General features: G+C 59.8%; 20 protein-coding genes and 2 tRNA genes. 9 read left to right on the top strand and 13 right to left on the bottom strand.

The window, feature by feature from the left end; genetic code table 11:
• Positions 1–91: 91 nt before the first annotated feature.
• On the top strand, positions 92–1,645 hold the full coding sequence (locus tag ACSQ8V_RS08870) for a mechanosensitive ion channel family protein (RefSeq protein WP_436205470.1): 1,554 nt from the start codon (positions 92–94) through the stop codon (positions 1,643–1,645).
• Between the two features lie 190 nt (positions 1,646–1,835).
• On the opposite strand, the gene ACSQ8V_RS08865 is transcribed toward ACSQ8V_RS08870, so the two are convergent.
• Entirely contained in the window at positions 1,836–2,318 is a 483-nt protein-coding gene (locus ACSQ8V_RS08865; protein ID WP_436205469.1) for an N-acetyltransferase family protein, read from the bottom strand.
• Between the two features lie 445 nt (positions 2,319–2,763).
• Between ACSQ8V_RS08865 and ACSQ8V_RS08860 the strand changes: the two genes are divergently transcribed.
• The gene (locus ACSQ8V_RS08860; protein WP_436205468.1) at positions 2,764–3,864 is read left to right on the top strand and encodes a sensor histidine kinase; all 1,101 of its coding nucleotides are present in this window, start codon (positions 2,764–2,766) and stop codon (positions 3,862–3,864) included.
• The gene (locus ACSQ8V_RS08855; RefSeq protein WP_436205467.1) at positions 3,861–4,682 is read left to right on the top strand and encodes a LytR/AlgR family response regulator transcription factor; all 822 of its coding nucleotides are present in this window, start codon (positions 3,861–3,863) and stop codon (positions 4,680–4,682) included. The genes ACSQ8V_RS08860 and ACSQ8V_RS08855 overlap by 4 nt, the downstream gene beginning before the upstream one ends.
• 254 nt (positions 4,683–4,936) lie before the next feature.
• On the opposite strand, the gene ACSQ8V_RS08850 is transcribed toward ACSQ8V_RS08855, so the two are convergent.
• From ACSQ8V_RS08850 to tig, 7 genes are all read right to left on the bottom strand, one after another.
• Complete coding sequence (locus ACSQ8V_RS08850; RefSeq protein ID WP_436205466.1) at positions 4,937–5,224, bottom strand: hypothetical protein; 288 nt, start codon at positions 5,222–5,224, stop codon at positions 4,937–4,939.
• Between the two features lie 916 nt (positions 5,225–6,140).
• A tRNA-Val gene (locus tag ACSQ8V_RS08845) sits at positions 6,141–6,216 on the bottom strand.
• A 120-nt stretch (positions 6,217–6,336) separates the two neighbouring features.
• Positions 6,337–6,609, bottom strand: a complete 273-nt coding sequence (locus ACSQ8V_RS08840) for an HU family DNA-binding protein (protein WP_213763967.1) — start codon at positions 6,607–6,609, stop codon at positions 6,337–6,339.
• Between the two features lie 297 nt (positions 6,610–6,906).
• The gene (lon, locus tag ACSQ8V_RS08835) at positions 6,907–9,330 is read right to left on the bottom strand and encodes an endopeptidase La (protein WP_213763968.1); all 2,424 of its coding nucleotides are present in this window, start codon (positions 9,328–9,330) and stop codon (positions 6,907–6,909) included.
• Positions 9,331–9,534: 204 nt separating this feature from the next.
• Positions 9,535–10,806: an ATP-dependent Clp protease ATP-binding subunit ClpX gene (gene clpX / locus ACSQ8V_RS08830; RefSeq protein ID WP_031359732.1), complete on the bottom strand. Its 1,272-nt coding sequence runs from the start codon at positions 10,804–10,806 to the stop codon at positions 9,535–9,537.
• A gap of 257 nt (positions 10,807–11,063) precedes the next feature.
• Positions 11,064–11,717 (bottom strand): ATP-dependent Clp endopeptidase proteolytic subunit ClpP, encoded by a 654-nt coding sequence (gene clpP / locus ACSQ8V_RS08825; RefSeq protein ID WP_089159576.1) that lies wholly within the window; start codon positions 11,715–11,717, stop codon positions 11,064–11,066.
• A gap of 171 nt (positions 11,718–11,888) precedes the next feature.
• Complete coding sequence (gene tig, locus ACSQ8V_RS08820; RefSeq protein ID WP_213763969.1) at positions 11,889–13,244, bottom strand: trigger factor; 1,356 nt, start codon at positions 13,242–13,244, stop codon at positions 11,889–11,891.
• A 527-nt stretch (positions 13,245–13,771) separates the two neighbouring features.
• On the opposite strand from tig, the gene ACSQ8V_RS08815 reads away from it, so the two are divergent.
• Positions 13,772–14,941, top strand: a complete 1,170-nt coding sequence (locus ACSQ8V_RS08815) for a glycerate kinase (RefSeq protein ID WP_436205465.1) — start codon at positions 13,772–13,774, stop codon at positions 14,939–14,941.
• A gap of 64 nt (positions 14,942–15,005) precedes the next feature.
• On the opposite strand, the gene ACSQ8V_RS08810 is transcribed toward ACSQ8V_RS08815, so the two are convergent.
• The 3 genes from ACSQ8V_RS08810 to ACSQ8V_RS08800 form a co-directional block, all read right to left on the bottom strand.
• Complete coding sequence (locus ACSQ8V_RS08810) at positions 15,006–16,412, bottom strand: PepSY-associated TM helix domain-containing protein (RefSeq protein ID WP_436205464.1); 1,407 nt, start codon at positions 16,410–16,412, stop codon at positions 15,006–15,008.
• Between the two features lie 53 nt (positions 16,413–16,465).
• Positions 16,466–18,880: a TonB-dependent receptor gene (locus ACSQ8V_RS08805; RefSeq protein ID WP_436205463.1), complete on the bottom strand. Its 2,415-nt coding sequence runs from the start codon at positions 18,878–18,880 to the stop codon at positions 16,466–16,468.
• Positions 18,881–18,983: 103 nt separating this feature from the next.
• Complete coding sequence (locus ACSQ8V_RS08800; protein ID WP_436205462.1) at positions 18,984–19,406, bottom strand: DUF2946 domain-containing protein; 423 nt, start codon at positions 19,404–19,406, stop codon at positions 18,984–18,986.
• 380 nt (positions 19,407–19,786) lie between these two features.
• On the opposite strand from ACSQ8V_RS08800, the gene ACSQ8V_RS08795 reads away from it, so the two are divergent.
• Positions 19,787–19,873 (top strand) — tRNA-Leu (locus tag ACSQ8V_RS08795).
• Positions 19,874–19,966: 93 nt separating this feature from the next.
• Here the strand turns inward: ACSQ8V_RS08795 and clpP (ACSQ8V_RS08790) are convergent.
• Positions 19,967–20,569, bottom strand: a complete 603-nt coding sequence (clpP, locus tag ACSQ8V_RS08790; protein ID WP_436205461.1) for an ATP-dependent Clp endopeptidase proteolytic subunit ClpP — start codon at positions 20,567–20,569, stop codon at positions 19,967–19,969.
• Positions 20,570–20,747: 178 nt separating this feature from the next.
• Here clpP (ACSQ8V_RS08790) and ACSQ8V_RS08785 point away from each other — a divergent pair, with 178 nt between their 5' ends.
• The 4 genes from ACSQ8V_RS08785 (at position 20,748) to ACSQ8V_RS08770 (ending at position 24,641) form a co-directional block, all read left to right on the top strand.
• On the top strand, positions 20,748–21,536 hold the full coding sequence (locus tag ACSQ8V_RS08785; protein WP_436205460.1) for a sigma-70 family RNA polymerase sigma factor: 789 nt from the start codon (positions 20,748–20,750) through the stop codon (positions 21,534–21,536).
• 252 nt (positions 21,537–21,788) lie between these two features.
• Positions 21,789–22,685, top strand: coding sequence for a transglutaminase family protein (locus tag ACSQ8V_RS08780; protein ID WP_213763976.1), 897 nt, complete (start codon positions 21,789–21,791; stop codon positions 22,683–22,685).
• Positions 22,686–22,713: 28 nt separating this feature from the next.
• A complete protein-coding gene (locus ACSQ8V_RS08775) occupies positions 22,714–23,517 on the top strand; it encodes a transglutaminase-like domain-containing protein (protein ID WP_213763977.1) in 804 nt (267 codons plus the stop codon).
• Between the two features lie 287 nt (positions 23,518–23,804).
• Positions 23,805–24,641, top strand: coding sequence for a squalene/phytoene synthase family protein (locus ACSQ8V_RS08770; protein ID WP_436205459.1), 837 nt, complete (start codon positions 23,805–23,807; stop codon positions 24,639–24,641).
• 1,080 nt (positions 24,642–25,721) lie between these two features.
• On the opposite strand, the gene ACSQ8V_RS08765 is transcribed toward ACSQ8V_RS08770, so the two are convergent.
• Complete coding sequence (locus ACSQ8V_RS08765) at positions 25,722–26,939, bottom strand: DUF1501 domain-containing protein (RefSeq protein ID WP_436205458.1); 1,218 nt, start codon at positions 26,937–26,939, stop codon at positions 25,722–25,724.
• Between the last annotated feature and the right edge of the window lie 7 nt (positions 26,940–26,946).

The raw sequence follows: 26,946 nt of genomic DNA, 5'->3' as shown, positions 1-26,946 counted from the left end.
ACCGATATTCTGCGAACCGCATGAAACAAGCGCAAGGCCAATCGATTTTTTGAAAACTTCCAGACCGGGCACGTCATGGAGTTCCGGACACTTGTTCGACAAGGTTGGCAAGCGCCACGACGCTCTCGTTCGCCACGGGTACACTGGCATCGGTATCCCATCGAGAATGGACAAAATGGCCCCGACAGTTATTCCGGCAGTGATCCTGATCGTCATAACGATCGCCGCGTCAATGAGCCTGAGGCATTGGTCAAGGCGAATTCGTGCTGGCTTTGATCTTATCTGCTTCGTCATCCTTAGTATTTACCTGGATCGGCAAGACGTGTTTCCGATCTTTGCTGCGCCACATGGGCACCTGAGCTCAGGGGAAATAGCGATCCGCTTCGTTGGAGGAGCGTGGTGGGTACTTGGCGCGCGGCTTGTCGTCTCTCTGCTTTGGTTCGCCTTACATAGAGACCAGCGTTCCCGGGAAGCACGTCTTTTCTCCGACCTGACAGCAACGGCCATCTATATTGTCACCGGTATCGTGGTGATGGATTCTGTGTTTGCGTTGTCCGTCACAGGCGTGGTGGCCACTTCCGGCGTCGTCGCGATCTTCATTGGTTTGGCGCTGCAAAACACATTGGCCGATGTCTTCGCGGGTATCGCCGTCGGCATAGAAGCGCCGTTCAGCGTCGACGACAGGGTCAAGATCGGCGACATGCTGGAAGGACAGATTGTCCAGGTCAATTGGCGCTCGATTCGAATCCACACCGACGATGACGATATTGTCACCATCCCGAACAGCATCGTCGCCAAAGCCGAGATTATCAACCGGAGCTACCCGAGTTTGCGGCGCGCGGCGTCAGTTGACGTATGGTGCCCGGCGAGCGCATTGCCTGAGCGGGTCATCGAAACGCTCCTGAATGCCACGCTGCTGTGTCCGGACATTTTGCACAAGCCTGCGCCCGGCGCTGTCATGGTTCAGTTCGGCCGCAGGAACACGCTATATCGAGTGTCGTTTCATGTAGCGGGCACCCTATCAATTGCTTCGACGAAAGATACGCTGCTCAGGGCGGCAAGGCGGCAATTGCTCTATGCCGGATTTCTTGACGAAGTCGTGCCCATGACGGCGCCTCGCGACCCGTCATCTAATGCTGTCATGACAATGCCGCACAAGCTGCTGCGAGACTTGCTTTTGTTCGAGTCCCTTACTGACGCGCAAGTTGAAAAACTGGCGGAAAAACTTATCCCACGTCATCTGGAGCCTAACGAAAAATTGTTCACCGAAGCAGAGGTCGAAACTTCACTGAATGTAATCGCCTCTGGCATTATCGAAATAACAAGAGAGGAAAAAGGCAACCGTGAGACGATCGGTTGCATTGGTGCAGGGGAATATGTTGGCGAAATAGGCCTGCTCACCGGCACTCCTCATGCGGCAACCGCAACGGCTCGTACGCATTGTCAGGTCTACAAGCTGCCGCACGAAGCGATTGCGCCCTTGATGAAAACCGATGACGGATTGCTGGTCGCTTTGGACAAGTCGGCCCGAAGGGGACTCGACATGCTGCATCGGAACGTAGCCGCTCGTGCGACACGAGATATCGGTGCGCCTGGACAACTTCTTTCCCGCATACGGAGGTTTTTTGGACTGACGGCTTTTTGATGACATGCGGCGCGAAGCCGCCACGCGCCGCGCTGGATTTAGTCAGAAATTCGACGAAAAAGGTCTATCCCGGCGCATCTCGTGGACTATGCATTCTGTCTACGGAACAGATTAGTGCCGATATATATGCTTTCCTAGCCGACTAGTCTGCAGGCGGATTCAGCATGAGACCCCACTGCTACTAATCTGCCTATCCCGTTACGAGCGGCACCGTTGCTGTTGGATTGCCCACCAGATACTCGTAGTGACGGTAACCGCCATTGTCGTGCGTATAGACAAAGCCTGCGCCTTCATAGAGCGCCCGGGCTGGATTGTCCGGCTTCACACCAAGCGTAAGCGTAGCGAAACCCCGCGCGCGTGCGTCGGCTATGAACTCGGCCAGGAGCCGTCGACCGAGTCCGACACCGCGCCTGTCACGCAGGACGTAAATCGACGCAAGGACGGCGACGTTACCCTGGGTCTCCCAGAAGCAATACCCTGTAGCCTCCTCGCCGGATTGCGCAATGAACATGCGGTCGAGATCGTTGGTCCATTGCTTGATGTGCCAATACAATCCATCCCTCCAGCGCCCCTCCTGTTCTGGCTCGATCTGCCGAATATAGTCGAGTTCGCCGGCATAAATCGCCGGGAGGTCAGTAGCACGTGCGCGACGAATCGAATGAAGGTCTGTCATCGTTTATGGAAAGGTGCAGAAAGTTAAGTACGCTCGCACCACCGTATCCAAGCCGCTTACTGATGGTGTGCCGCGTGTTGAGATTGCATTGTCGCCCGCTTCCGGTTGAATTCACAAGGCGATGGCGCGTTCCGGTGATGCTCATCTTGTCCGACACTGGCCTATGCCGCTATCGGCATCCGACAGAATGACAATGGCTGTCGCGGAACGTCGCGACGGCGGCGTGAAATGCCCGACCCTGTCGCCGCACGACAGGCATATAGCTCCTTCCGACCTGCTGTGCAACCGCACCCGGTATTTCGCCGTCCATGCACATCGCACCGTTGTGCCGGCGTTCCGCGCCCGGAAACGGCCGTTCGTCGCAGTCCGCTTGAGATAACCGCGCCCAGGCATCACCATTGGCGCCTCAACGTACAATCGTCTCGATCTGCCCAGGAAACACACCATGCCCCCTTTCACACTATCCCTGCTTCAGCCGTTCTGGCGAAGGCTGCGGATCTATGCCCTGACCACGGTCGGCTGCGCGTGGTTGTACAGCACGATCTATCAGGAATCGTTCGCGCGTGATCTGGTCTATGCGGCGTGCGTTGTGGCCATCGTCCAGTGCCTCGTGGCAGGCGGGCGCTACACGCTCGCGTACCAACGGCGGCGGCAGGGACGCAACGACGCCGACGCCGACGCCTTGCAAAAGTGGCCAGGCTGGCAATGGATGCTGCCGTGGATGGTCGTGAGCGTGGTGATTGGCTACTTCGCAGGCATTCGTATCGGCGATATCCTGCTCGGGATTCGCTATACCCCGATCACAGCGGCACATAACGCACACACGATGATAATCAGCATCAGCGTGGCGTTGATGCCAACCGGCTTCCTGACCTACGTGTTCTACACGCGCAACCGGATGGCGGCGATCGAGCTGCGAGCCGAAACCGCACAACGGACAGCTGCGGAAAGTCAGCTCAAGCTGCTCGAGTCGCAGCTCGAACCGCACATGCTTTTCAACACACTGGCGAATCTGCGTGTGCTGATCGGGCATGATTCACTGCGCGCACAGGGAATGCTTGATCACCTGATTGGCTTCCTGCGCTCAACGCTCGCTGCGTCGCGCACGGGGTCTCATACGCTAGCGGAGGAATTCGCGCGTATCTCGGACTATCTCGCGCTGATGCAGATCCGGATGGGCCCGCGCCTGAAGATTCAGCTCGATCTCCCCGAGCCGTTGTCGGCGTACCAGGTGCCACCGTTGCTGCTGCAACCGTTGGTGGAAAACGCCATCAAGCACGGACTCGAACCGAAGGTCAGCGGCGGACGCGTGGTCGTGACCGCCGAGCGTCACGCCGGCCATCTGGTGTTGACTGTCCGTGACACGGGCGTCGGCCTCGACGCGCAAGCACACCATGGCGCCCGCTTCGGACTGCAACAGGTGCGCGAGCGCCTCTTCACGCTGTATGGCGAGGCCGGCTCGCTGGCGCTGCAACCAGCGCCAAACAACGATGGCGGCACGCTTGCCGTTATCACGCTGCCATGTTCAAGGAGCAATGAAAAATGAAAACGACTGCATTGATCGCAGAAGACGAAGCGCTGCTGGCCGCCAACCTGCAATCCGAACTATTTGGTTTGTGGCCGGATCTGGAGATGGTCGCCATCGTCGGCGACGGACAGAGTGCGGCGCAAGAGGCGCTTCGACTCCAGCCCGACGTGCTTTTCCTCGATATCCGCATGCCCGGCATGACCGGGCTTGAATGTGCAGAGGCGCTTGCCGAAGAATGGCCCGAAGGCGGCAAGCCGTTTCCGCTGATCGTATTCGTCACGGCCTACGACGAATACGCGGTTCAAGCCTTCGAACGCGCAGCCTTCGACTACGTGCTCAAGCCCGTGCAAACGCCCCGGCTCGAACAAACCTGTGAGCGCCTGAAAGAGCGTCTGAAAGAACGATCGCCCGACAGCAACGTGCCCGCATCGCTGGGCGGTATTGTTATCCAGATGCGCGAACTGCTCGCCGCCGGCAGCCCGCTGACAGGACATGCCGCACAGGACAGCGCGCCGCTGCGGATCATTCAGGCGAGCGTGGGCAACACCATTTCGATGGTGCCCGTCGATGATGTCCTGTACTTGGAGGCGGCCGACAAATATGTGCGTGTCGTCACGGCGGAACGCGAACACCTGGTACGGTCCCCGTTGAAGGAATTGCTGCAGCGACTCGACCCGCAACGGTTCTGGCAGATCCATCGAGGTTCGGTGGTGCATTGCGATGCGATCGCCAGCGCACAACGTGACGAATCGGGCAAACTGACTTTGACGCTGCGGGAACACCCGGACCGTCTTGTCGTCAGCCGGCTTTACGCGGACCGCTTTCGCGGCTTATAGGACGTGCATGGCGGCTGGCGCGCCGCTTCCTCGTACCGGCGAAGCGACACCAACTGCCGGCACGATAGTTCGCAGTGCGACGAAAACCTCGCCGTCATCGTAAAATCAGGCTCGCAGCCATTCCCTTGCGCCATCGAGCGAGCGAAAGTCATCGAACATGAACTGCCGGGCCATCCGGCACGCGGCCCGTGCCGGCGAGACGGTTGCCGTCGAGCTTGATCTCGCGTGGATCGACGAACAACGAAGCGAGGATGTTATCGAGCGTCATCTGCATTCTGCCTGAGAGCGTCCGCCTGTTCTTGAAAGGCTTCGGCCGGTAAGCTGGGTATCGCGTCCAGATCGGCGAACCCCAAGGCACGCCAGATATCGCGCGCGTCGGGAGAATCGCTGAAGCGCTTCAGACGCGCCTGTTCGGCGCGCAGCGTGTCCAGATCGAGGCGCGCGGGTCGTTCGAGCGCTGCCGCCACGGCGTCGCGAAACGCAGGGGCATTGTCATCCGCGTAGGCATCGGCTCCGCCGTTGAGCGCGCCGACCGTCGCCAACGCGCGATACCTGTTCGCCCGAATTGATCAACGGGAGGAACAGCAATCCGAAAACACCTCCAGGCGAATGCCGATCTTTACCAAGGTCAGTACGCTGGGCCCACGCGTGTCAGAAACGAACGGCGCGTCGCGCACGCGAACGGCGGATGTTCATCGTCTTCGGGCAGATTTGTCTAGGTGGTGTCTTGGGTCATTTGTCAGGTGCTTGGTGGACCAGTGGAACCTCACGGACTGCACGATCCAAACTTAAAATTGATTTCATAAAGTCAGGGCTTCCTGGTTAATAAGCGAAGCGCATTATTCGAACGGAAAAATAAATTTGGACTGCCAATCATGAACCAGATAAAAGAAAGGTGGCAATGGCAGCAATAAGTGGCGAGCGCACGCTAGCAAGATTTGTGCAGCAGTTTGAGGTTCATCCGGACAGGTCACGGAATACAAGCGTCAGTTGCGGGAACGAACGGCCGGTATGTTCAACGCAGTAGGCGCGTCCGTCACTGAGCCGCTGGTGGGTCTAAAGACACTGAACGCAAAGATCGGCCAATTGGCGCCGGAGAATGATTTTTTGTCCCGCGCACTCGGCAAGGCGGGCTTGTTGAGTACAGGGAAATAATCGGTGGTGCCAGTCCCTTGTCAGGTATCCCGGCAGGTCAAGCCGGTCGGCATCAGGTGATCCAGTGGTACTACGCGCCGAGTCCGTTCAGCGCAGCAGATCTCGCGCTACTGCGCTGGATCGACGAGTTGTACGTAAAGCATCCGTTGGCTGGCGCGCGCGTTGATGTGCCTGCTCAAGCGAGAGGCATAGTGGCAGCACAAATTCGCAGGCGATAAAAAACCCGCAGAGCCAATAGCCATGCGGGTTTTCGGATACTTCTCTGAGCTGTTTCAGACTACTTCGATCTTACTTGCGAAACGGTGGTGGGTGCTGACGGGCTCGAACCGCCGACCTACGCCTTGTAAGGGCGCCGCTCTACCAACTGAGCTAAGCACCCCGTTTCTCGATCTTCTTATGCGATCCTTCTCAAGCGATCTTCACACCCATTATGCAAAGTGTGTGATCCGCTCCGCCAGACTTGAAACCGTTTCAAACCGGCCCGTATCCAGCGAGTCCGCTAGTTTAGCGCATCTTTTAGCGCTTTGCCAGGGCGAAATTTCGGAACCTTCGCCGCTTTGATCTTGATCTCATCGCCGGTTCGGGGATTACGGCCGATGCGCGCCGTCCGCTTGCCCACGGCAAAGGTGCCAAAGCCGACCAGCGTCACCGAGCCGCCCTTCTTCAGGGTCGTCTTGACCCCGCCGATCAAGGCTTCGAGCGCGCGGCCGGCCGCCGCTTTGGAGATATCGGCTTGTTGCGCAATATGGTCGATCAGGTCCGTCTTGTTCATTGTGTGATCCCCCGAATAATGGTTTGTGGATGGGCGATGCTGCAAAGAGTACGTTCACGACAGGCTGCTTTAGCACGGGCCCCGGAAACCCAGGTGCGGCGGTCATTAGAAGTAGCCGAAAGACAGGTGTCAACCGGGATTGAGCCTGATTAGCGGGCCTCCGCTGGAACTCTGGCGCGCTAAAGCGCAGGGCGGACCGGTCAATAAAAAACCCCGCGAGGTCAGTTCACACTGACCTCGCGGGGTTTTGGTTCGCCGGCTCGGCGCGACCGCTTCGGGCCGCGCCTCGACGGGCGTTTAATGCTTCACGAACTCACCAGCTGCTGGCGTGTCCTTCTTTTCCGCAACAGCGGGCGTTGCCGGCTTGGCTTCTTCTTCCGGCAGCGCTGCTGGAACACGTTCGAGCGCGAGCTCAAGGACCTTGTCGATCCAGCGAACTGGAACGATTTCGATCGAGTTCTTCACGTTGTCCGGAATCTCGGCCAGATCCTTCGTGTTCTCTTCCGGGATCAGCACGAGCTTGATGCCGCCGCGATGCGCCGCCAGCAACTTCTCCTTCAATCCGCCGATAGGCAACACTTCGCCACGCAACGTGATTTCGCCGGTCATTGCCACGTCTGCACGAACCGGAATACCGGTCAATACGGACACCAGCGCTGTAGTCATTGCGATACCGGCAGACGGACCGTCCTTAGGCGTCGCGCCTTCGGGCACGTGGATGTGGATGTCCTTCTTCTCGAACGCCTCGTCCGATACACCCAGACGACGCGACCGCGAACGCACCACTGAACGCGCTGCCTCGACCGACTCCTTCATCACGTCGCCGAGCGAACCCGTGCGGATGATGTTGCCCTTGCCCGGCATCACAGCGGCTTCGATGGTCAGCAAGTCGCCGCCCACTTCCGTCCACGCGAGACCCGTCACCTGACCGACCTGGTTCTCCTTCGCGGCCAGACCGAAATCGGTCTTGCGCACGCCGAGGAACGAGTCGATGTTGCTGCCGTCGATCCGGACCGCGCCTTCTGCCTTCTTCAGCAGAAGCATCTTCACGACCTTGCGGCAGATCTTCGACATTTCGCGCTCGAGCGACCGAACACCGGCTTCACGCGTGTAGTAACGAATGATGTCGCGGATCGCTTCCTCGGTGAGATCCATCTCGCCAGCCTTGAGGCCGTTGTTGCGGATCTGCTTTGGCAACAAGTACTTCTGCGCGATGTTGATCTTCTCGTCCTCGGTGTAACCCGAGAGGCGAATCACTTCCATCCGGTCGAGCAACGGCGGCGGAATGTTCAGCGAGTTCGACGTCGCCACGAACATCACGTCCGACAAGTCGAAATCGACTTCGATGTAGTGATCGGCGAATGTATGGTTCTGTTCCGGATCGAGCACTTCAAGCAAAGCAGACGCCGGGTCGCCGCGGAAATCCATGCCCATCTTGTCGACTTCGTCGAGCAGGAAAAGCGGATTGCGCACGCCGATCTTCGACAGGCTCTGCAAGATCTTGCCGGGCATCGACCCAATGTACGTGCGACGGTGACCGCGAATCTCGGACTCGTCATGCACGCCGCCGAGCGCCATGCGCACGAACTTGCGGTTCGTCGCGCGGGCAATCGACTGGCCCAGCGAGGTCTTGCCGACGCCCGGAGGCCCGACGAGGCACAGGATAGGCGCCTTGACCTTTTCGACCCGTTGTTGGACCGCAAGATACTCAAGGATCCGTTCCTTGACCTTCTCGAGGCCGAAGTGATCTTCGTCGAGCACCCGTTCCGCATTCGAGAGGTCATTGTTGACCTTGCTCTTCTTGCGCCACGGCAGGCCGATCAGCGTGTCGATGTAGTTGCGCACGACGGTGGCTTCAGCCGACATAGGCGACATCAGCTTGAGCTTCTTCAGCTCGGCGTCAGCCTTCTTCTTGGCTTCCTTGGGCATGCGTGCGTTGGTGATGCGCTTCTCGAGTTCTTCGAGATCCGCACCTTCCTCGCCTTCGCCCAATTCCTTCTGGATCGCCTTGACCTGTTCGTTCAGGTAATACTCGCGCTGGCTCTTTTCCATCTGACGCTTCACGCGTCCACGAATGCGCTTTTCGACCTGAAGAATGTCGATCTCGGCTTCGAGCTGGGCAAGCAGATGCTCAAGGCGTTCCACAACCGGAAACATCTCGAGAATGTGTTGCTTCTGGTCGAGCTTCAGCGGCAAATGCGCGGCGATGGTGTCAGCCAGGCGACCCGCTTCGTCGATACCCGACAGCGACGTCAGTATCTCAGGCGGGATCTTCTTGTTGAGTTTCACGTACTGATCGAACTGCGACACAATCGCGCGGCGCAGCGCTTCAGTTTCAGCGCTGTCGGCGTGGTCGGGTTCGAGCGGCATCACGTCGCAGGAAAACTGTGTTTCCTGTTCTTCGATCGTGAGCGTCTTGGCACGCTGCAAGCCTTCGACCAGCACCTTCACGGTACCGTCCGGCAGCTTCAGCATTTGCAGGATGTTTGCGATACATCCCACTTCGTACATGTCTTTTTCGGTCGGCTCGTCTTTCGCAGCGGTCTTCTGGGCGACAAGCATGATGTGCTTGCCCCCTTCCATCGCGGCTTCGAGTGCCTTGATCGATTTGGGTCGTCCGACAAAAAGCGGAATCACCATGTGCGGGAAAACGACTACGTCACGCAGCGGGAGCAACGGGAGAGTAATGCGTTCCTGCGGGAGGAGTTGGGTTCCTGACATTTTCATTTCCCCAGTAGTGGAATCAGTTCAGTCGTAAATAAGGCCGTCAAAATGGATTGCAAGCCTTAAGCGTGTGGGAAAAGATCAATGAATCGAAAAAATTCGCCTCAGTAACGTGTCAGTAACGTCCACAAGATATCCGAAAAATAAACAAAAAGCCGTTCACGTTGCCATGAACGGCTTTTCGCCGACACACAGCCCAACTCAGTTAGAACCTGCTACCTTCGGCGTGTCTTCGTAGATCAAAAGCGGCTTGCCGTCGCCATCGATTGTATTGTCATCCACGATAACCTTGCTCACACCCTTCATTGCCGGCAACTCGTACATCACGTCCAGCAACGCTTGTTCCAGAATGGACCGCAGACCACGCGCACCCGTCTTGCGACGGATTGCCTTCAACGCGATAGCCTTCAGCGCGCCCGGACGAATCTCCAGGTCGACACGTTCCATGTTGAACAGCTTGTGATACTGCTTCACCAGCGCATTCTTCGGCTCGGTCAAGATCTTGATCAGCGCGTCTTCATCCAGCTTGCCGAGCGTCGCCACCACGGGCAGACGGCCTATCAGTTCGGGAATCAAACCGAACTTGATCAGGTCTTCCGGTTCCACTTCGCGCAGCACTTCACCCGCGTCGCGATCCACCTTGCTCTTCACGCTTGCGCCAAAACCGATGCCGGTCTTTTCCGTACGATCGATGATGACCTTTTCAAGGCCGTCGAACGCGCCGCCGCAAATGAACAGAATGTTGGTGGTGTCGACCTGGATGAAGTCCTGGTTCGGGTGCTTCCGGCCGCCTTGCGGGGGCACCGAAGCCATCGTACCTTCGACCAGCTTCAGCAGCGCTTGCTGGACGCCCTCGCCCGACACGTCGCGCGTGATGGACGGGTTATCCGACTTGCGGCTGATCTTGTCAATTTCGTCGATGTAGACAATGCCACGCTGGGCCTTGTCGACTTCGTAGTTACAGTTCTGCAGCAGCTTCTGAATAATGTTTTCAACGTCTTCGCCAACATAGCCGGCTTCCGTCAGCGTGGTTGCGTCTGCAATCACGAACGGGACGTTCAACATGCGCGCGAGCGTTTGCGCGAGCAAGGTCTTGCCCGAACCCGTGGGTCCGATCAGCAAAATATTGCTCTTTGACAACTCGATATCGTCTTTCTTCTCGAGATGCTTAAGACGCTTGTAGTGGTTATAAACCGCCACTGCAAGAATCCGCTTCGCGCGTTCCTGACCGATCACGTACTGGTTCAGGATCTCGCTGATCTCTTGCGGACTCGGCAGGTCCGACTTCGTCAGGCCAGCCTCTTCCGCCGCGCCGGCAGCTTCGTCGCGGATAATTTCATTGCACAAGTCGATGCATTCATCACAGATGAACACGGAAGGACCTGCAATCAACTTCTTGACCTCGTGCTGGCTCTTGCCGCAGAACGAGCAATACAACAGCTTTTCGCTGTTAGAACCTTTTTTGTCCGCCATGGATGTGCGAGCCTCCGGACACTCGATTACATAATACGCCGCTCAATTCACCTACGCAGAAATGGCATGTGCGCAGGTTGAAAGCGTGTGTGGCGTGTGCTTTGACGCCGTTTTCCGCGTTGGCTCCAGCCGGGCGCGGCTGGAATCCCCCGCGCCGCCGCTGGCGGCCTGGCTCGAAACCGCAACGTCCGTATGGACAAAAACGGAACAGCCGGCCCGTTATTCCCCAACGACCGGCGCTGATCACGGACGCCCGTTCAGGGGCGCTTGTGAAGAACCTGATCGACGATACCGTACGCCTGCGCGTCGTCGCCGGACATGAAATTGTCCCGGTCGGTGTCACGTGCGAGACGTTCTGCCGGCTGACCCGTATGGTGCGCGAGCAACTGGTTCAGGCGTTCCTTCAGGTACAGGATTTCCCGTGCCTGAATTTCGATATCCGACGCCTGCCCGCGCGCGCCGCCGAGCGGCTGGTGAATCATCACGCGCGAGTTGGGCAGCGCAACGCGCTTGCCCTTGGCGCCCGCTGCCAGCAGGAAAGCACCCATGCTCGCGGCCAGTCCCATGCACAACGTGGCGACATCCGGTTTCACGAACTGCATGGTGTCGTAAATGGCCATGCCAGCCGACACCGAGCCACCCGGGCTGTTGATGTACAGGCTGATGTCCTTGTCGGGGTTTTCGCTTTCGAGGAACAGCAACTGCGCGACCACCAGGTTGGCCGTCTGGTCATTCACTTCGCCGACCAGGAACACCAGGCGCTCTTTCAACAGGCGCGAATAGATGTCATAGGCACGTTCGCCGCGGCCGCTCGTTTCCACAACCATGGGCACCAGACCGAGCGCCTTGGTTTCGAAATCATGCGGCGCGTTCGACGCGAGCGTGTCCAGTAATTGAGCGCGAAAGGTCATGCAATTTCCTTGTTCGGAATAGGGATACTGAACGACAAAGGAACATCCGAAAAACGGCACAACTGGGTAACCGGCATCAGCACCTGCATCAACAACGCCAATGCAATCGAAATACAAAAAAGGCGTGCCGGCCCGTCACCTCGACGGCCCTGCACGCCCTGTCGACGCTGCTTACGCTTGCGCCGTCGCGCTGGCCAATTCTTCGAAGCTTACTTCCTTGTCGTTCACTCGGGCCTTGCCGAGCACGAAGTCAACGACGTTGCTTTCCACAACATACGCTTCCATTTCGGCGAGGCGCTGCTGATTCGAATAATACCAGCGGACGACTTCCTTCGGGTCCTCGTAGCTTTTCGCGAATTCGTCGACTTCCGCGCGGATCTGTTCCGGCTTCGCCTGCAGGTCGTTGGCCTTGACCAGTTCGGCCAGAACCAGGCCCAGCTTGACCCGGCGTTCAGCTTGTTCCGCGAACATTTCTGCGGGGATGGGAGCGTCCGCTGCGTTCGGCACACCGCGTTGTTGCAGATCCTGACGCGCCATTTCCACCAGACGTTGCTGGTCCTGCTCGACCAGCGCCTTCGGCACGTCGAGTTCGGAGATTTTCAGCAGCGCGTCCATGACCTGGTTCTTCACGATCTGCTGCGTGCGGCGCTTGGCTTCGCGTTCCAGATTGTCTTTGATCTCACCGCGCATCTTGGTCGTGTCGCCGTCTTCCACGCCCAGCGATTTCGCGAAGTCGGTATCGATTTCCGGCAGGTGCGCCCATTCGATCTTCTTCATCGTGATGGTGAACTGGGCCGTTTTGCCGGCCACGTCCTTGCCGTGATAGTCCTCGGGGAACTTGAGGTCGAATTCCTTCGACTCGCCGACCTTCAGGCCGAGCGCCGCCGTTTCGAATTCCGGCAACATGCGGCCTTCGCCCAGCACGAACGTGAAGTCTTCAGCGCTGCCGCCTTCGAACAGCACGCCCTCGAGCTTGCCGACGAAGTCCATGGTCACGCGGTCGCCGTCTTTAGCTGCCGTATCCGCGCCGCCGTCACCGTGCTCGCCGCCTTCGCCGCGTGCGTGGTAGTGAACGCGCTGCTTGCGCAGGATTTCCAGCGTGCGGTCGATTTCCGCTTCCGAGATGGTCGTGACCGTGCGTTCGATTTCAGCCGTTGCCACGTCGCCGACCTTGACTTCCGGGTACACCTCGAAGGTTGCGTCGAATGCGTAATCGGCCGCTTCTTCCGCTACTTCGCCGCCCTTGGGCGCAAAGCTCGGCTGGCCAGCCACACGCAGGTTTTCGGTGCGCGTGACGTCGAAGAATTCCTTGCCTACCTTGTCGCTCAGCACTTCAGCTTCAACCTGGCCCTGGTACTGCTGCGTCACCATCTTGAGCGGCACCTTGCCCGGGCGGAAACCCGGCATGCGCACGTTTTTCGCCAGCTGACGGATACGCGAATCCACTTCCTTTTGCACCGTATCTTTCGGCAGGGAAATCGTCACACGGCGTTCGAGCTTGCCGAGGTTTTCAACAACGTTAGCCATGGCTTCTATCGTCCTAGAGTAAATCGAGTATTCGGGTTCGTGTGTCTGGTCAGTTCTGGTTCGATCTCGCACCACGATAGGCGCACGGCGCCTATTGGTTCCTGAACAATGCAAGCAGCCTGACTGAGCCTATTGCCAAATGGCCAAAGCTCAATACCGTAGATCCGCCAAGCCGTGACAGGAAGCCGTACGCGCCGGTTTGAGTCAACCGAGCCAAACATTTTACCAAACTATTTGCAAGGGTCGTGGCGGATGAGGGTCCGCTCTGCCAAATATCGGCAAATTCACCGGCAAATCCGGCCCGTTTTCGCGGTTTTGGTGCGGGTTTTACGGTTCATCGATCACCGTGATGCCGCTCCGTTGCCGCCGCAGCCGGCGCATTTCCGAACGCGCGTGCGGCCCGTTGCAGTCCATTACGGCCCGGGTTGCATTGCCTGAGCGCATCGAAAGCATGCCGTACACGCATAAGGTTTGATTAATTCGGGCCGTGTCGCTAGATTTCAAGCAAATTCATAACTCGAGACATCATGCCGAACACTCAGCCCGCCGGTTTTTCCACCTCTTCCCGTTCTCCCGTTGTAGTCATCGCCCCGGATTCTTTCAAGGGTTCGCTTAGCGCGGAACAGGTCGCCGACGCGATTGCGAGCGGTATCCGGCGCGCGCGCAGCGACGCCGTCATCCGCATCGTGCCGATGGCCGACGGCGGCGAAGGCACGCTCGACGCCATGCTCGCGGCGGGCGGCGAGCGGCGCCTGATCGACGTGCGAGGCGCGGCGGCAAAGCGCCGCGATGCCGCGACAGGTTTGCTGGCGGACGGCAGCGCGATCGTGGAAACAGCGGAAGTCGTGGGGATTACAGACCCCGACGGCATGGCCGTGCCGGTCACCGAGCGCAGCACGCTCGGCATGGGCGAAGCGATCCGCACGCTGCTCGATCTCGGTGCGCGCAAGTTCTATGTGGCGCTGGGCGGCAGCAGCACGAACGATGGCGGCGCGGGACTGCTGGTGGGCCTCGGCCTGAAACTCTTCGATGCAGACGGCAAATCGCTCGACCCGGTTCCTTCGCAGCTTGCGCGAATCGCGCGCATCGACGCGACGGGGCTCGATCCGCGCGTGCGCGACGCCGAATTCACAGGTATGTCCGACGTGGACAATCCGCTCACCGGCGAGCATGGTGCGACAGCGATTTTCGGGCCCCAAAAGGGCGTGACGCCCGACCAGATCGCCACGATCGATGCAGCGCTCGGCCATTTCGCCGATCTACTCGAACCGGCGCTGCAACGCACCGGGCGGGATAAACCCGGCGCCGGCGCGGCAGGCGGTCTCGGTTTTGCGCTGCATATGCTGGGCGCGCGCTTCGAGGCCGGCGCGGAAGTGGTCGCGCGAAAAGTGGGGCTGGATGCAGCGCTCGATGGCGCGGACTGGCTGATCACGGGTGAGGGACGCTCGGACGTCCAGACGCTGCACGGCAAGGCGCCATTTATCGCGTGTCAGCACGCTCGCGCGCACGGTGTGGAAGCGTCGCTGCTGTCCGGCGCTATCGATCCGGCGGCCCTGCCGCGTTTGTCCGAGCATTTCAGCGGGTGTTTTTCGCCTGCACCCGGGCCGATCACGCTGGAGGTCGCGATCCGTGACGCCGCCACGCTGCTGGCGAACGAAGCTGAACAACTTGCGCGGTTGAAGTTCGGTTCGAAATAAATGCGTAATGCAATGATCTAACAGCCAGCGACACGCTGGCCGTTAGATCGCTCACTGACTCCGCTCATCGCGTGTCGGCAACTTTGCGAGGACTGAACAGCAAGCGGTCCGATATCCACACAATCAGCATCGTCAGGCCCATCATCGGGAAGACGATGCCGAGGGCAGTCAGACCGCCGACCCATGCGCGCATCGGCGAATGGAGTACCGGTCGAGACGGCGCGCCGATCGCCCTGCCCGGCTTGCGTTTGCGCCACATCACAAAACCGCTGATCGACATGGCCGCCAGTCCGAGCGAGATCGCCGACGAAAGAATCTGGTTCGCCACGCCGAAATAGCGACCCATGTGCAGCGACGTGCCGTACGAAATCCATTGCGCCACGCGCCCGTAATCGCGATACGCAATGTCCGAGAGAATCTGGCCGCTGTATCTATCGATATGCAACGTACGTTCATCCTGCGGATCGGCGGGAAAGTACGACACCGTGTACACGCCCTCGGCGGTTGTTGGCAACGCGATGTCGTAACCATCCGTGACGCCTGCTTGTGCCGCGAGTGCGATGACCTTGTCGAGCGGGATAGTGCCGTCCATAGCATCGGCGGTGCTCTGCGGAACATGCGTATCGCCCACTGCCCACGGCGTCTGCGGCAACGGCAGATCGTCCATCTTCATGCCGGCCATCGACGGATCGGCCATGTCCATCGCGGGCTTCGCGGAATGCACATGCGCGCGGCCCCACGCCCCTTGCGGATAACCGAGTTGCGCGGAGGTCGCCAACGCCTTGAATTGCTTGCCCCATGTGCTCGACCACGGCAAGCCGCTGAGCACGAAAAACAGCGCACCGAGCGCGAGCCACGCACCGCCGACGGCATGCAATTCACGCCACCAAACACGGCCTTTCGACGACGACAACCGCGGCACGAACCGGCCGCCCGCCTGACGCGCCTTCGGCCACCACAAGGCAATGCCGGTTCCAATCATCACCAGCGTCCAGCACGCCGCCAGTTCCATCAGGATTTCGCCGGTCTTGCCCAGCATCAATCCGCGATGCAGATTGCGAATCTGCTTCATCAAGCGGTTCTCGACGCTCAGCCTGCCCAGCACATCGCCCGTGTAGGGATTGAGATAAACGCTTTCACTCAATCCCGATCGCAGCCGGAACACGAATTCCGCGCTGCGGCGAGGATCGGTATTGATGACAGCGGTGGTCGGCACGGCATCGCGTGGTTCGGCAACGGTCGCTTTCGCGAGCAACACCTGCTGGCTCAGACGCGGCTGGGTGCGGGCATCGACGATCATCCGGTCGTGATACAGCAGCGGCTCGATCTGCGGCTGAAAGCAGTACAGCGTGCCGGTGATCGCGAGCACCAGCAGCAGCGGCATGACAAACAAGCCGGCATAGAAATGCCAGCGCCATAACAACCGATGCCGCGCGGCTACGCGTGCGTCAGAGAGAGAAGCAGATTGCATATGAGGTGTCCTTCTATAAGTTGACTGCTGATCCAAGGGACTCGAAACGACCGTCAGATCCCGATGCGGCCTTCGACATAAACCGTCCGTCCCGCGTACGGATGGAACACGTAATAACGGTGATCGAAGAGGTTATCCACGCCGATGCCGAGCTCGGTTCGCTTCGTCGGACGGAAGGTGAATTTGGCGTCGACGACCGTGTACGTGCTCGTGCCGCCGTAGGTGTTCGGGTTCGTATCGGTGTTGGTGAGCGTGTTGTATTCGCGGCCCGAATAACGCGCCGCGACCGTCACGGCGCTCTGGCGGGTCGCGCGCCAGGTGGCGGCCACGTTCGCGCGCCACAACGGAATGCGATAGAAGTACTTGCCCACTGACGCCGGATTGCCGCTGTTCGCGATGATCTTCGATTGCGTGTAGGCCAGCCCCGCCGTCAGGTCCAGGCCGCGAATCAAGACGTCCTGCCCTTCGTAGCTAGCTTCCACACCGCGCGAACGCACCTTGTCGATATTCTGAAAATTCGTGATGTTCGGAATCACGGTGGTATTGGTCTGGCTGAATAGCGTGTTTTTCACATCGTCCTGGAACAGCGTGAAGCGATACACGCCATTACCGTGTTGCCACTCGGCCGTCAGTTCCTTCGAGAGATCGTCTTCCGGCTTCAGGTTCGGGTTGTTATTTATGATCGACAAACCCGTGATCTGCCCTTGAAACAACTCGCCGACGGTTGGGAAGCGGTAAGCCCGTCCTATCGATGCGCGCAGCAACAGGTCTTGGGTGACATCGAAGGACAGTGAGGCTTTTGGTGACCAATGGCTCTGGCTGACTTCCGCGTAATTCAGCGAGGTCGCGCCAACCGCTCGCGTGCCGTCGTACGCGTTCCAGTTCTCGTAGCGCGCGCCGTAGGTGAATTTCCAGCGCGGCAGGAACCGCCACGCGTCTTGCGCGTACACGGCTTGCGTCTCGGTGCGCCCGCCGAACGCATTAGCAAACGAGGTCCCACCGCCGTCGCGCCAGGCGGGGGTGTTGTAGGTTTCGTTATCGAGGAAATAGTTGTCGTAGTGATAGCCGAACGACAGCCAGTGCGCGCCCAGACCGGCGGTGGGCGTGGACGGCGTCCACGTCGTACGCAGGTCGAGCGTTTTCCAGCCGGTGCCGTCGCCGAATGCGATCGTGCCTGCGCCGTTGCCCGGTACGCCTGAGTTCGCCGTGCGCGCAATGCTCTGCGTGATATCGAAATACGACGCTATAGCTTCCGCATTCCAGCCAGTCGCGTTGCGCGTTTTCAGCGACAGCCCATAGAGGAAGTTCTCGCTCACACCCTGGCTCGGCGCAAACGTGGCGGCCGGCACGTTGTATTCGTAGCCGCCAATATTCACGAGGCCGCTATAGACCGGATTGCCGGCGGCATCGCGGAGAAATGACTGGGTGTCGCTGTTGTATTTCTGATGCCAGTAACCGAGCGTGAAGCCCGCTTGCAAAGTAGGCGTGAGGTCATACGCGAGCTTCAGCTTGAACTGGTCCTGGAACGTTCGCTCAATCCCTTCCGCTGTCACGCCCAGCACCGCCGTGCGGTTGTTGTTCTGGTCGTTGTAGAAATACGCGCCGGTCACCGGCCGATCAGTCGCCTTCGCCGGTGTCGCCGACGCCGCCAGCGTCGCGAATTGCAGCGGCTGGCCCGTGTTTTCCAGATGATCGACACCGATCAGCCATGACAGGTTGCCGTTCTTATCGCCTATGGTCGCCGACGAATTCGTGCCGTTGAAACTACGATTCACGCCGAACAAATTGAAGTGCTGGCTAAACGCCTGGACGTGGGCATCGGCTTCGAATTTCTCCGGCATGCGCGTGGTGATGGCCACCGTTGCGCCGATCGAATTGCCGGGATACAGCGCCGAATACGGGCCGTAGATCACGTCGGTACGCTCGATGTCGTCGGCGAAAACCATCGACCAGCGCGGCGCAAACGTGAACGTGTTGCCGAGGAAATTGCTGAGCAGCAGGCCATCGGCGTACACCAGCCCGCGCGCCGTCTGCGCATTGCTCGTGCCGCGCACGGCGATAGGCGAATTCACATCGCCGATAAACCGCTTGCGCACCGCCATGTTCGGCACGTACTTCAGCACGTCTTCGGGCGTGACCACGTTCCAGTATTGCGACTGATCGGCGGTGACGGTTGCGGTCGTGGCGGGGAGGTTCGGATCGAGCGGAGAGCGTGCCTGTGAACCTGCAGTGCCGGTGACGACTACCGGGGCGAGTTGGACGGCATCGGCCTCGCGGTTGTCGGGTGTGCTTTCCGAGGTAGTCGCGGCGGGAGCAGCAAGCACGAAGGCCGGCGCCGTCAGGGAAAGCGGTAAGCAGACATAGCGTTGGAATGCGGAACCATGAAACTGATGAAACGTGAACGCGCGCGAGCGCACGGCGGCACGGCAGCCTGACGGCTGCCGTGCTCGCTTGAAGAGCTTGAGCATCGAAGAAATTCCTGAATGAGTGGACGCAGACCATCCGGCCACACGCGCTTAAACGGCGTGCATAGCCACGGCAAACAGCCAGGACGATCCATACGGACGGACTTCAGGAAACGATGGGCGGCGCGCGCGGAGACGCGGCGTTGAACGACTTGACGTGAACGACTTGCGCAACCGGCACGGCAGCGAGGCGCGTGACGCGTTCGACCCGCACCAACGCGGCAGGCGGCGCCGATGCCAACGGCACGTTGTGCGCGAGCAAGCCGCAATACGAACATGCGTCGAACGAATCGGCGCCGGCCATATGATGACCGGCTTGTTCGTTGCTTTGAACCGCCACATGCGGTGTGGAAGAAAGCGCGGATGAAACGATCTGCGCGAGGGCATCGGCGGAACAGATCGCTGCTTGCGGATCGACACCCTGCTGACGCGACGCCAGCGTCTGGCTAATCACCGGCGCGACAATAGCCAGCCACATGGCTGCCATGCCGAGCCATGCAACGAGGCGATTGCGCGAAGTGCGATTCATCAGGGTAAGTTCAGCCGCGGATGGGCAAACGAGAATGAGTGGCGATTGTAAGCACGTCGTTCGTGCGACGCAATGTGGTTCGGGGGTTTCCAGGTTTATCGGCAGCGGGATGGTCGATGTTTCGGTTTCGTTCGCATCGGGTCCGGTTCTGCCCGCACTGCCCGTGAGTCCCTCAGTTTGCATATTGCGCATGGAGACATTGGGCATCGATTCGGTTAGAATGCCGGGCTTGGCGCGACGCACGCACCTGCGTCGCCGGGAAATCCGCTTTCCCGAGGTCGATCAAGCGCGGTCGGTGGTACGAAGTGGTTGGGCATGGATTGCACGTTTCCCCTGCCTCCCGAACTCCCGAACCCGCTTTAAACTAGCCGCACAAACGCGCGTGAGTGGCGAAATTGGTAGACGCACCAGGTTTAGGTCCTGACGGCAGCAATGTCGTGTCGGTTCGAGTCCGACCTCACGCACCAAGCTGAAAACGAAGCCTCGCAGTGAAAACTGCGAGGCTTCGTCATTTAAGCGGCTGGTTTTTGGGCCGATGCTGCCCGGCGCTTCTGTCCAGTTCAGGCAGCGCGCTGAGTCAGCACTTCATCGATCAACCCGTAATCCCGCGCCTGATCCGCCGACATGAAATTATCGCGGTCGGTGTCAACTGCAATCTGCTCCACGCTCTTACCCGTACGCTCCGCCGTGATCTCGTTCAGGCGCCGGCGCGAGTACAGCACCTCTTCGGCCTGGATGGCAATATCGGCCGCTGTGCCCTGCGAGCCGCCCGAAGGCTGGTGGATCATGATGCGCGCGTTGGGTAGCGCAAATCGTTTGCCCTTCGCGCCCGCGGTCAGCAGGAACGTGCCCATGCTCGCGGCGAATCCGGTGCAAAGCGTGGACACATCCGGCCGGATGAACTGCATGGTGTCGAAAATCGCCATGCCGTCGTAGACCGAACCGCCCGGCGAATTAATGTACAACGCGATGTCCTTCTCCGGGTTGTCCGCTTCGAGAAACAGCAGTTGCGCGACGACCAGGCTCGCCGTCTGGTCCGTCACCGGCCCGACCAGGAAAATGATGCGTTCGCGCAGCAGCCGCGAATAGACGTCGTACGCGCGCTCGCCGCGTCCGGAGTGTTCAATGACGGTCGGCACGAGGCCAAGGTTGTGCGGGTTCATATCGTTGCGGTTCCTTTGTTTTTGCTCACTGCGGATGCCTTCAGCCGATATGACGCACAAGGCCGTCCGTGCGTGACGCCCGTTCACGCGATATATTTTTGCCGGCGGCTGTCACATTCACGTGGCGCCAGCCGTCAGGCCGATACAGAGTGAAAGCACGTAATCGAGGGGAATCCGCATGACTGGTGATAGGGATATCGATCGCGACACGGCGCAACTCGCCCTCTTCGAGGCGTCGCGCGCGCGGCTGTTTTCGCTGGCTTACCGGATTCTCGGCGTGCGCGCGGACGCCGAGGACGTCGTACAGGACACGTTCGTGAAATGGCATCTGCATCAGCGCACGGCGGGTGCCGCGGGACGCAATGCGCTGGACACGCCCGCGGCGTGGCTCGCGACGGTCGCAAAACGGACGGCCATCGACCGCTTGCGGCGCCTGAAACATGAAACACCATTGCCGGGCGGTATCGATAATCTCGACGGTTTCGATTCCATCGATCACGCTCCGTCGGCCCAGACACTCGCGGAACAGGCATCGGATTTATCGTACGGAATGCGCCGCGTGCTCGATCGGCTGTCGGCGGAAGAACGGGCGGCGTTCCTGCTGCGCGAAGCGTTCGAGGCGGACTACGCGAGTATCGCGAAGATCCTTAACCGGAGCGCCGCGCATTGCCGGCAAATGGTGCATCGCGCGAAAGACCGGGTGCGCGACGATCGGAAAAACGACGAGACAACGCATACGGCCCGTCGCGAGGACGCAATCGAGCCATTACTCGATGCCATCGCGCGTCAGGACGTCAGCGCCCTGGTCGCGCTGACGCTTGCCACGGCGTCGGGGTTTGCTCCAGTGGCTCCAGTCTCCGCGACAGCAATTGCCGAGCAGCAGGCGGCCCTGCTGACGCACGCGCTCATCGCACGGCTGCGGATCGGGCGTATCGAGTTGCGCGCATCCTCTCTTGTGGCCGTCTGACGCTTTCGTGCGACGGCCGTGGTCCTGCGGCGGGAAAAAACCCGCACGAGCCCGCCAGCCAAGCCGCAAACGAATTCTTTCACTTGAGGCGTCTCGTGTATCCTGAAAACCGGTGTCTGGAGAGTCCAGCCACCTCGATCAAGGATCCACAATGGCTTTCAACAATCAGGCCGCGACAGTCGCGGTAGGGTCGCGGAGCATGATTACCAGCGGCCTCCTGCCTGTTGGTTTTCGCTTGCACGGGGTAATCAGGTGAACGAGCCCCAACGCTTTACCGTACGCCATACAAGCATCTACCGGTATTCGGAACCGGTGGATTTCGGCGAACACAGAATGATGTTCCGGCCGAGGTCCAGTCACGATCTGCGCCTCGTCACCATGCAATTGAAGATCACGCCGGAACCGGCGCGCTTGCGCTGGCTGCACGATATCTTCGACAACTCGGTGGCCGTCGCCACCTTCGATAGCCAGGCAACAGAGCTGACGTTCGAAAGCGAAGTCACGCTCGAGCACTTCGAAACGCCGCAGCCGGACTACGCGCTCGAGCGCTACGCCGCCACGTTCCCGTTTGCGTACACGAATGAGGAAGCGTCGGACCTGGTCAACGCGCGCAACCGGCCAGAACCGGACGGCGATGTCGATGCCTGGGCAAAACGTTTCGTCACGGCTGGCGAACCCATGGGGACGATGGCGCTGCTGCGGAAGATCAACCAGGCGATCAACGACGACTTCAAGTACGTCCGCCGCACGGAAAAAGGCGTGAACCGACCCGCCGACACCTTGCGCCTGCGCAGCGGCAGCTGCCGGGACTTCGCGGTGTTCATGATGGACGTGGTGCGCTCGCTGGGTCTGGCCGCGCGCTTTGTCAGCGGCTACATCTTCGTGCCTGAACTGGACACCCCGCCTGACACCAAGCGCGACGCGACGCGCGGTGGCGGCGCCACGCACGCGTGGCTGCAAATTTATCTCCCCGGTGCTGGCTGGGTCGATTTCGACCCGACCAACAGCATTATCGGCAACCGTCATCTCATCCGCGTCGCGGTTGCATGGGACCACCATCAGGCCCTCCCGCTATGGGGAACCTGGAACGGCGAGCCCGGCTCGTTCCGCAGCCTCGATGTCGAGGTCAGCGTGACCGAGAACCGCTGATGTCCTCTTCCATAGAAAGGCCACTCCCATGAAACTCCGCGTTGGTTACGAGCTGGTCTACGAGTGTCAGCAGCCGACACCCATGCTTCTCATGCTGAACACGCATTTCTCGTTCGCGCCCCAGGTCTTGCTTGCTGATCTGCTGGTCGTTGATCCGCCGGTGCCGATCTCGCAGTATCGCGATGGCTTCGGCAACCTGTGCAGCCGGATTGTCGCGCCCGAGGGCCAGATAGCGCTGTCGACATCCGCGTTGCTCGAGGTGCCGGATGAGTTCGAAAAACCCGGGCTGGAAGGCGAGCAACATCCCGTTGAAAACTTGCCCAACGAATGCCTGGTGTTTTTGCTTGGCAGCCGTTATTGCGAAACGGACCTGCTCTCGGACGTGGCGTGGAAAATGTTCGGCAATACGCCACTGGGACGCCCGCGAGTGCAGGCCATCTGCGACTTCGTGCATAACCACATCGTGTTCAATTACGCGCATGCGCGGCCGACCAAGACCGCGTGGGAAGCGTATAACGAGCGCCAGGGCGTATGCCGCGACTTCGCGCATCTGGCAGTCACTTTGTGCCGCGCGATGAACATTCCGGCCCGCTATTGCACAGGTTATATCAGCGACGCCGGTATGCCGCCGCCCTACACCGCGATGGATTTCGCCGCGTGGTTCGAGGCGTTTATCGGCGGAAGCTGGCAGACCTTCGATGCACGCAACAACGTCCCACGGATGGGCCGCGTGTTGATGGCGCGAGGCCGCGATGCCGCCGATGTTGCGATAAGCAATACCTTCGGTCCTACCAAGCTACTCAAATTCGATGTGATTTGCCAGGCGCAGTAACAAGCACTTTTACTTCGGATATCTAACTGAAATTGCATCGTGCTGAACGGGTTGGGGCCGCCCGTTCCGCCACGCCTTGCAGCACATTCCCATCCGGGGGATAATTCGGGTTGAATATGGCATGCAGTGAGTTAGGCGTAGTGGGCCGGATTCGTGCTGCACCGAAAAAGACAATGCTGCATCCCCTTACCTGTCCAGTCTCCAGAACACGCGCGAGCCATTGAGTTTCAATGGCTTTTTTTCTGGCCTGGACTGATCGGCTCACGCCGTCATGACCTTCCATTGCCGTGAACTTCGACGACTACTGCCAGCAAAAAGCCGCGCCCGATGGCTCCAGCACGTACTACGCCCTGCGCCGTGCACCCTCGTCCAGACGACCGCTCCTGACAGCGTTTTACGCTTTGCGCCGGGAGCTGGAAGACACCGTCAAGCAAACCAGCGATCCGACTATCGGCCGCACCAAGCACGCCTGGTGGCAAAAGGAACTGGCCAGCCTGTTCGGCGGCGAGCCCGTGCATCCGGTGACGAAGGCGATCGTCGCGCATCAGGCGAACACGCCGGTTCTCGACGAGCAAGGACGTGCGTTGATCGACAATCTGGTCGATGGTTTCAGCATGGACCTCGATCAGGCACGTTATCTCGACTGGCCGGGTCTGCGGCGTTATCTGGACAACGTCGGCGGCGCGTTTGCGTTGATCATCGCCCGCGCGAGTGCACGCCGTCCTGATGATGCAGCGGGCTGGGCCAATTCGCTTGGCACGGCATTGATGCTGGCGGAGCGCATAGCGGAAATCGGTGACGACGCGCGCCACGGCCGCATTTATCTTCCCATCGATGAGCTGCAGCGCTTCGATGTCACCGCGGCCGACCTCATCAACCGCAAATACAGCGATGCGTTCACTGAGCTCATGCGCTTCCAGACCGGTCGCGCGCGCGAAGCGCTTAAGCAGTCGCTGGCCGCGATCCCCTCGGACGAGCGCGCGACGCAGCGCGTGCTACGTGCGCAAGCGGCTTTATCGTTGGCATTGTTCGATGAGATAGAACGCGAAAACTTTCAGGTGCTTCATCAGGGGATTGCGTTGACGCCTATTCGCAAATTGTGGATCAGTTGGCAAGTCAGATAGGTTCGCTCGCGCCGGTGGACGGGGGGGTGCGGGTTTGGGGTTGGTGGGTGGGGTCGGTGCTGGGTTCTGGGGGGTTAGTGGTCGGGGTCTATGCCGGGGTGGTTGGTTCTGGGGTTAGCGGTCGGAGTTATTGCCGGGTTGCTGCTTTCGGCCGTGGTGGTCTGCGAGAGTTGGATATTCTCTTTATCACTATTAGCCACTGTGCGTGGCGGCACGTCATTTCTTTGTCCAAAGCGACAAAGAAACGAAGCAAAGAAAGCGCTTTAACCGCTCTACCCTAAGTGTCCACAGCGTGCAGTTTCTATTCATAGGTGCCCCAAAAGCACGGTGCTCGCCAGAGCGGAGGATGTTTGAACCCCTCCTTCTCGCGAATCCTGACACGAACACGCTTCGCCCCGTACGCTCTCGGGCAAGCACAATTGCTAAGGAACCCGCACGGCATTACGGGTATTTACGGCTGCGGTTCTTCGCGGCTTAGCTACCTGGTCTGTGCGACCGTATTCATAGGCCACAGCTTCTTGCGTGTTTGTGTTTACTGCTTCAGTTTTTGTGAATTGGCTGCGCGTTCTGTACAGCTATTTTCGTCGGTTACGGCCACCCGCATCTTCGCGACCTCGTTTCCAGCAGGGTTGGCTACGAGGTTCGAGGCGCATACATATTTGGAGGGCGGTTATCCGCGGATAGCGCGGGGTGTCCCTTGGGCAGGTTCAATCACTGGTGGCGAAGCGTGTGGGTATCGGTGTTCGGAGAAAGAGGGGTTCACACATCCTTCGCTCTGGCGAGCACCGTGCTTTTGGGGCACCTATGAATAGAAACTGCACGCTGTGGACACTTAGGGTAGCGTGTTGGAAAGCGTTTTCTTTGCTTCGTTTCTTTGTCGCTTTGGACAAAGAAATGACGTGCCGCCACGCACAGTGGCTAATAGTGATAAAGAGAAAATCCGACTCTCGCAGACCACCAACGCCGAAAGCAGCAACCCGGCATTGATCCCGACCGCGAACCCCAAAACCGACCACCCCAGCCCTGACCCCGACCCCTACCCCCAAAACCGCCCTCCGTCCACCGGCGCGAGCGAAAAAACTACGCTCGTAGGAAAGCCAGCGTCTCAAACTTCTGCCCGAGGACCGCGGTGGAATCCATACCCCACCACGGCCCCAGCACGGTCGCGTACATCTGCCTGAAATCCACGCCGACCGGCAGATTGCCGTTACCGTCCAGCCGCGCCAATTCCGGCGCAACACCATGAAGGCCGCCATTCACCCGGCCGCCCATCACGAAATGCGGCGCAACCGTGCCGTGATCCGTCCCGTTGCTCTGGTTCTGGCGCGGCCGCCGGCCAAACTCGGCATAGGTCATGATGAGCGTCTCGTTCCATCGACCCAGTTCGACCAGCGCCGAGCGCATCGCAACCATTCCCTCCGATAACTGCTTGAGCAGCGCCGCCTGCTGACCCGGCTGGTTCTGATGGGTATCGAAACCATTGAGCGTCAGGCGGATCACCGCGACGCCCTGCCCCGTTTGCGGCACGCCGGCAGGAGTATCGGTAGCGGACAGCACTTGCATGGCGGTCTTGATCGATGTCCCGAATGCGCCGCCCGGAAACTGCGTCTTGAGCGCGAACTGGCCGGCACGCGGACGCAGCCGGTCGGCCGCCTTCACGATTTCGTTTTCCACATCCAGGATATGCGCGAGCGCGGGATTGCGTTCCTTCAACGATACCGGCGTCGCAAGCCGCGCCTGCTTCTCGAACTGCGCCGGATTCACGAGCGCGATGGCGCGCGCGCCGTTCGCGAGCGGGCCCATTTCCGCGCTGCCAATCACCACGGCATCGGCAGCAAATCCTGCCGGCACGGGCTGCGCGCGAAATGTGCGCGTAAGCCAACCTTCGTGCAGATATTGATCGGAACGCGAACCGGTATCCCAGATCTCGATGGATCGAAAATGCGAAAGGTTCGGTTGCGGATAACTGACACCCTGCACGATCGCGAGTTGCCGGTCTTTCCAGAGCGGCATCAATGGCTGCATGGCAGGATGAAGGCCCGTGCGCTCGTCAAGCTGGATGACCTGCTCGCGCCTGATGCCAATGCCCGGGCGCAATGCGGCGTAAGCCGGGTCGGCGAATGGGATCACGGTGTTCAGGCCGTCGTTGCCGCCCTTCAGTTCGACCAGGATAAGGACATTGCCGTACCCTCTCGAACGCATCTCGACCGGGAGCGGGCTTGCTGCGGCAAACGCCGAGGGCGCAAGCGCGAAGGCGCCGGCTGCGCCGGTTATCGAAAGGAAGTCGCGTCGGTTCATGGGGCCG

This window comes from Caballeronia sp. LjRoot31 (assembly GCF_964253885.1).
GTDB lineage: Bacteria > Pseudomonadota > Gammaproteobacteria > Burkholderiales > Burkholderiaceae > Caballeronia.
The sequence above is the reverse complement of the archived record's forward strand: the minus strand, read 5'-3'. Positions and strand labels throughout refer to the sequence as shown.

Coding starts and splice junctions, on each gene's coding strand:
- ACSQ8V_RS08865 (WP_436205469.1), bottom strand. CDS start 2,318: ATGACAGACCTTCATTCGATTCGTCGCGCACGTGCTACTGACCTCCCG.
- ACSQ8V_RS08860 (WP_436205468.1), top strand. CDS start 2,764: ATGCCCCCTTTCACACTATCCCTGCTTCAGCCGTTCTGGCGAAGGCTG.
- ACSQ8V_RS08855 (WP_436205467.1), top strand. CDS start 3,861: ATGAAAACGACTGCATTGATCGCAGAAGACGAAGCGCTGCTGGCCGCC.
- ACSQ8V_RS08840 (WP_213763967.1), bottom strand. CDS start 6,609: ATGAACAAGACGGACCTGATCGACCATATTGCGCAACAAGCCGATATC.
- lon (WP_213763968.1), bottom strand. CDS start 9,330: ATGTCAGGAACCCAACTCCTCCCGCAGGAACGCATTACTCTCCCGTTG.
- clpX (WP_031359732.1), bottom strand. CDS start 10,806: ATGGCGGACAAAAAAGGTTCTAACAGCGAAAAGCTGTTGTATTGCTCG.
- clpP (WP_089159576.1), bottom strand. CDS start 11,717: ATGACCTTTCGCGCTCAATTACTGGACACGCTCGCGTCGAACGCGCCG.
- tig (WP_213763969.1), bottom strand. CDS start 13,244: ATGGCTAACGTTGTTGAAAACCTCGGCAAGCTCGAACGCCGTGTGACG.
- ACSQ8V_RS08815 (WP_436205465.1), top strand. CDS start 13,772: ATGCCGAACACTCAGCCCGCCGGTTTTTCCACCTCTTCCCGTTCTCCC.
- ACSQ8V_RS08810 (WP_436205464.1), bottom strand. CDS start 16,412: ATGCAATCTGCTTCTCTCTCTGACGCACGCGTAGCCGCGCGGCATCGG.
- ACSQ8V_RS08805 (WP_436205463.1), bottom strand. CDS start 18,880: ATGCTCAAGCTCTTCAAGCGAGCACGGCAGCCGTCAGGCTGCCGTGCC.
- ACSQ8V_RS08800 (WP_436205462.1), bottom strand. CDS start 19,406: ATGAATCGCACTTCGCGCAATCGCCTCGTTGCATGGCTCGGCATGGCA.
- clpP (WP_436205461.1), bottom strand. CDS start 20,569: ATGAACCCGCACAACCTTGGCCTCGTGCCGACCGTCATTGAACACTCC.
- ACSQ8V_RS08785 (WP_436205460.1), top strand. CDS start 20,748: ATGACTGGTGATAGGGATATCGATCGCGACACGGCGCAACTCGCCCTC.
- ACSQ8V_RS08775 (WP_213763977.1), top strand. CDS start 22,714: ATGAAACTCCGCGTTGGTTACGAGCTGGTCTACGAGTGTCAGCAGCCG.
- ACSQ8V_RS08765 (WP_436205458.1), bottom strand. CDS start 26,939: ATGAACCGACGCGACTTCCTTTCGATAACCGGCGCAGCCGGCGCCTTC.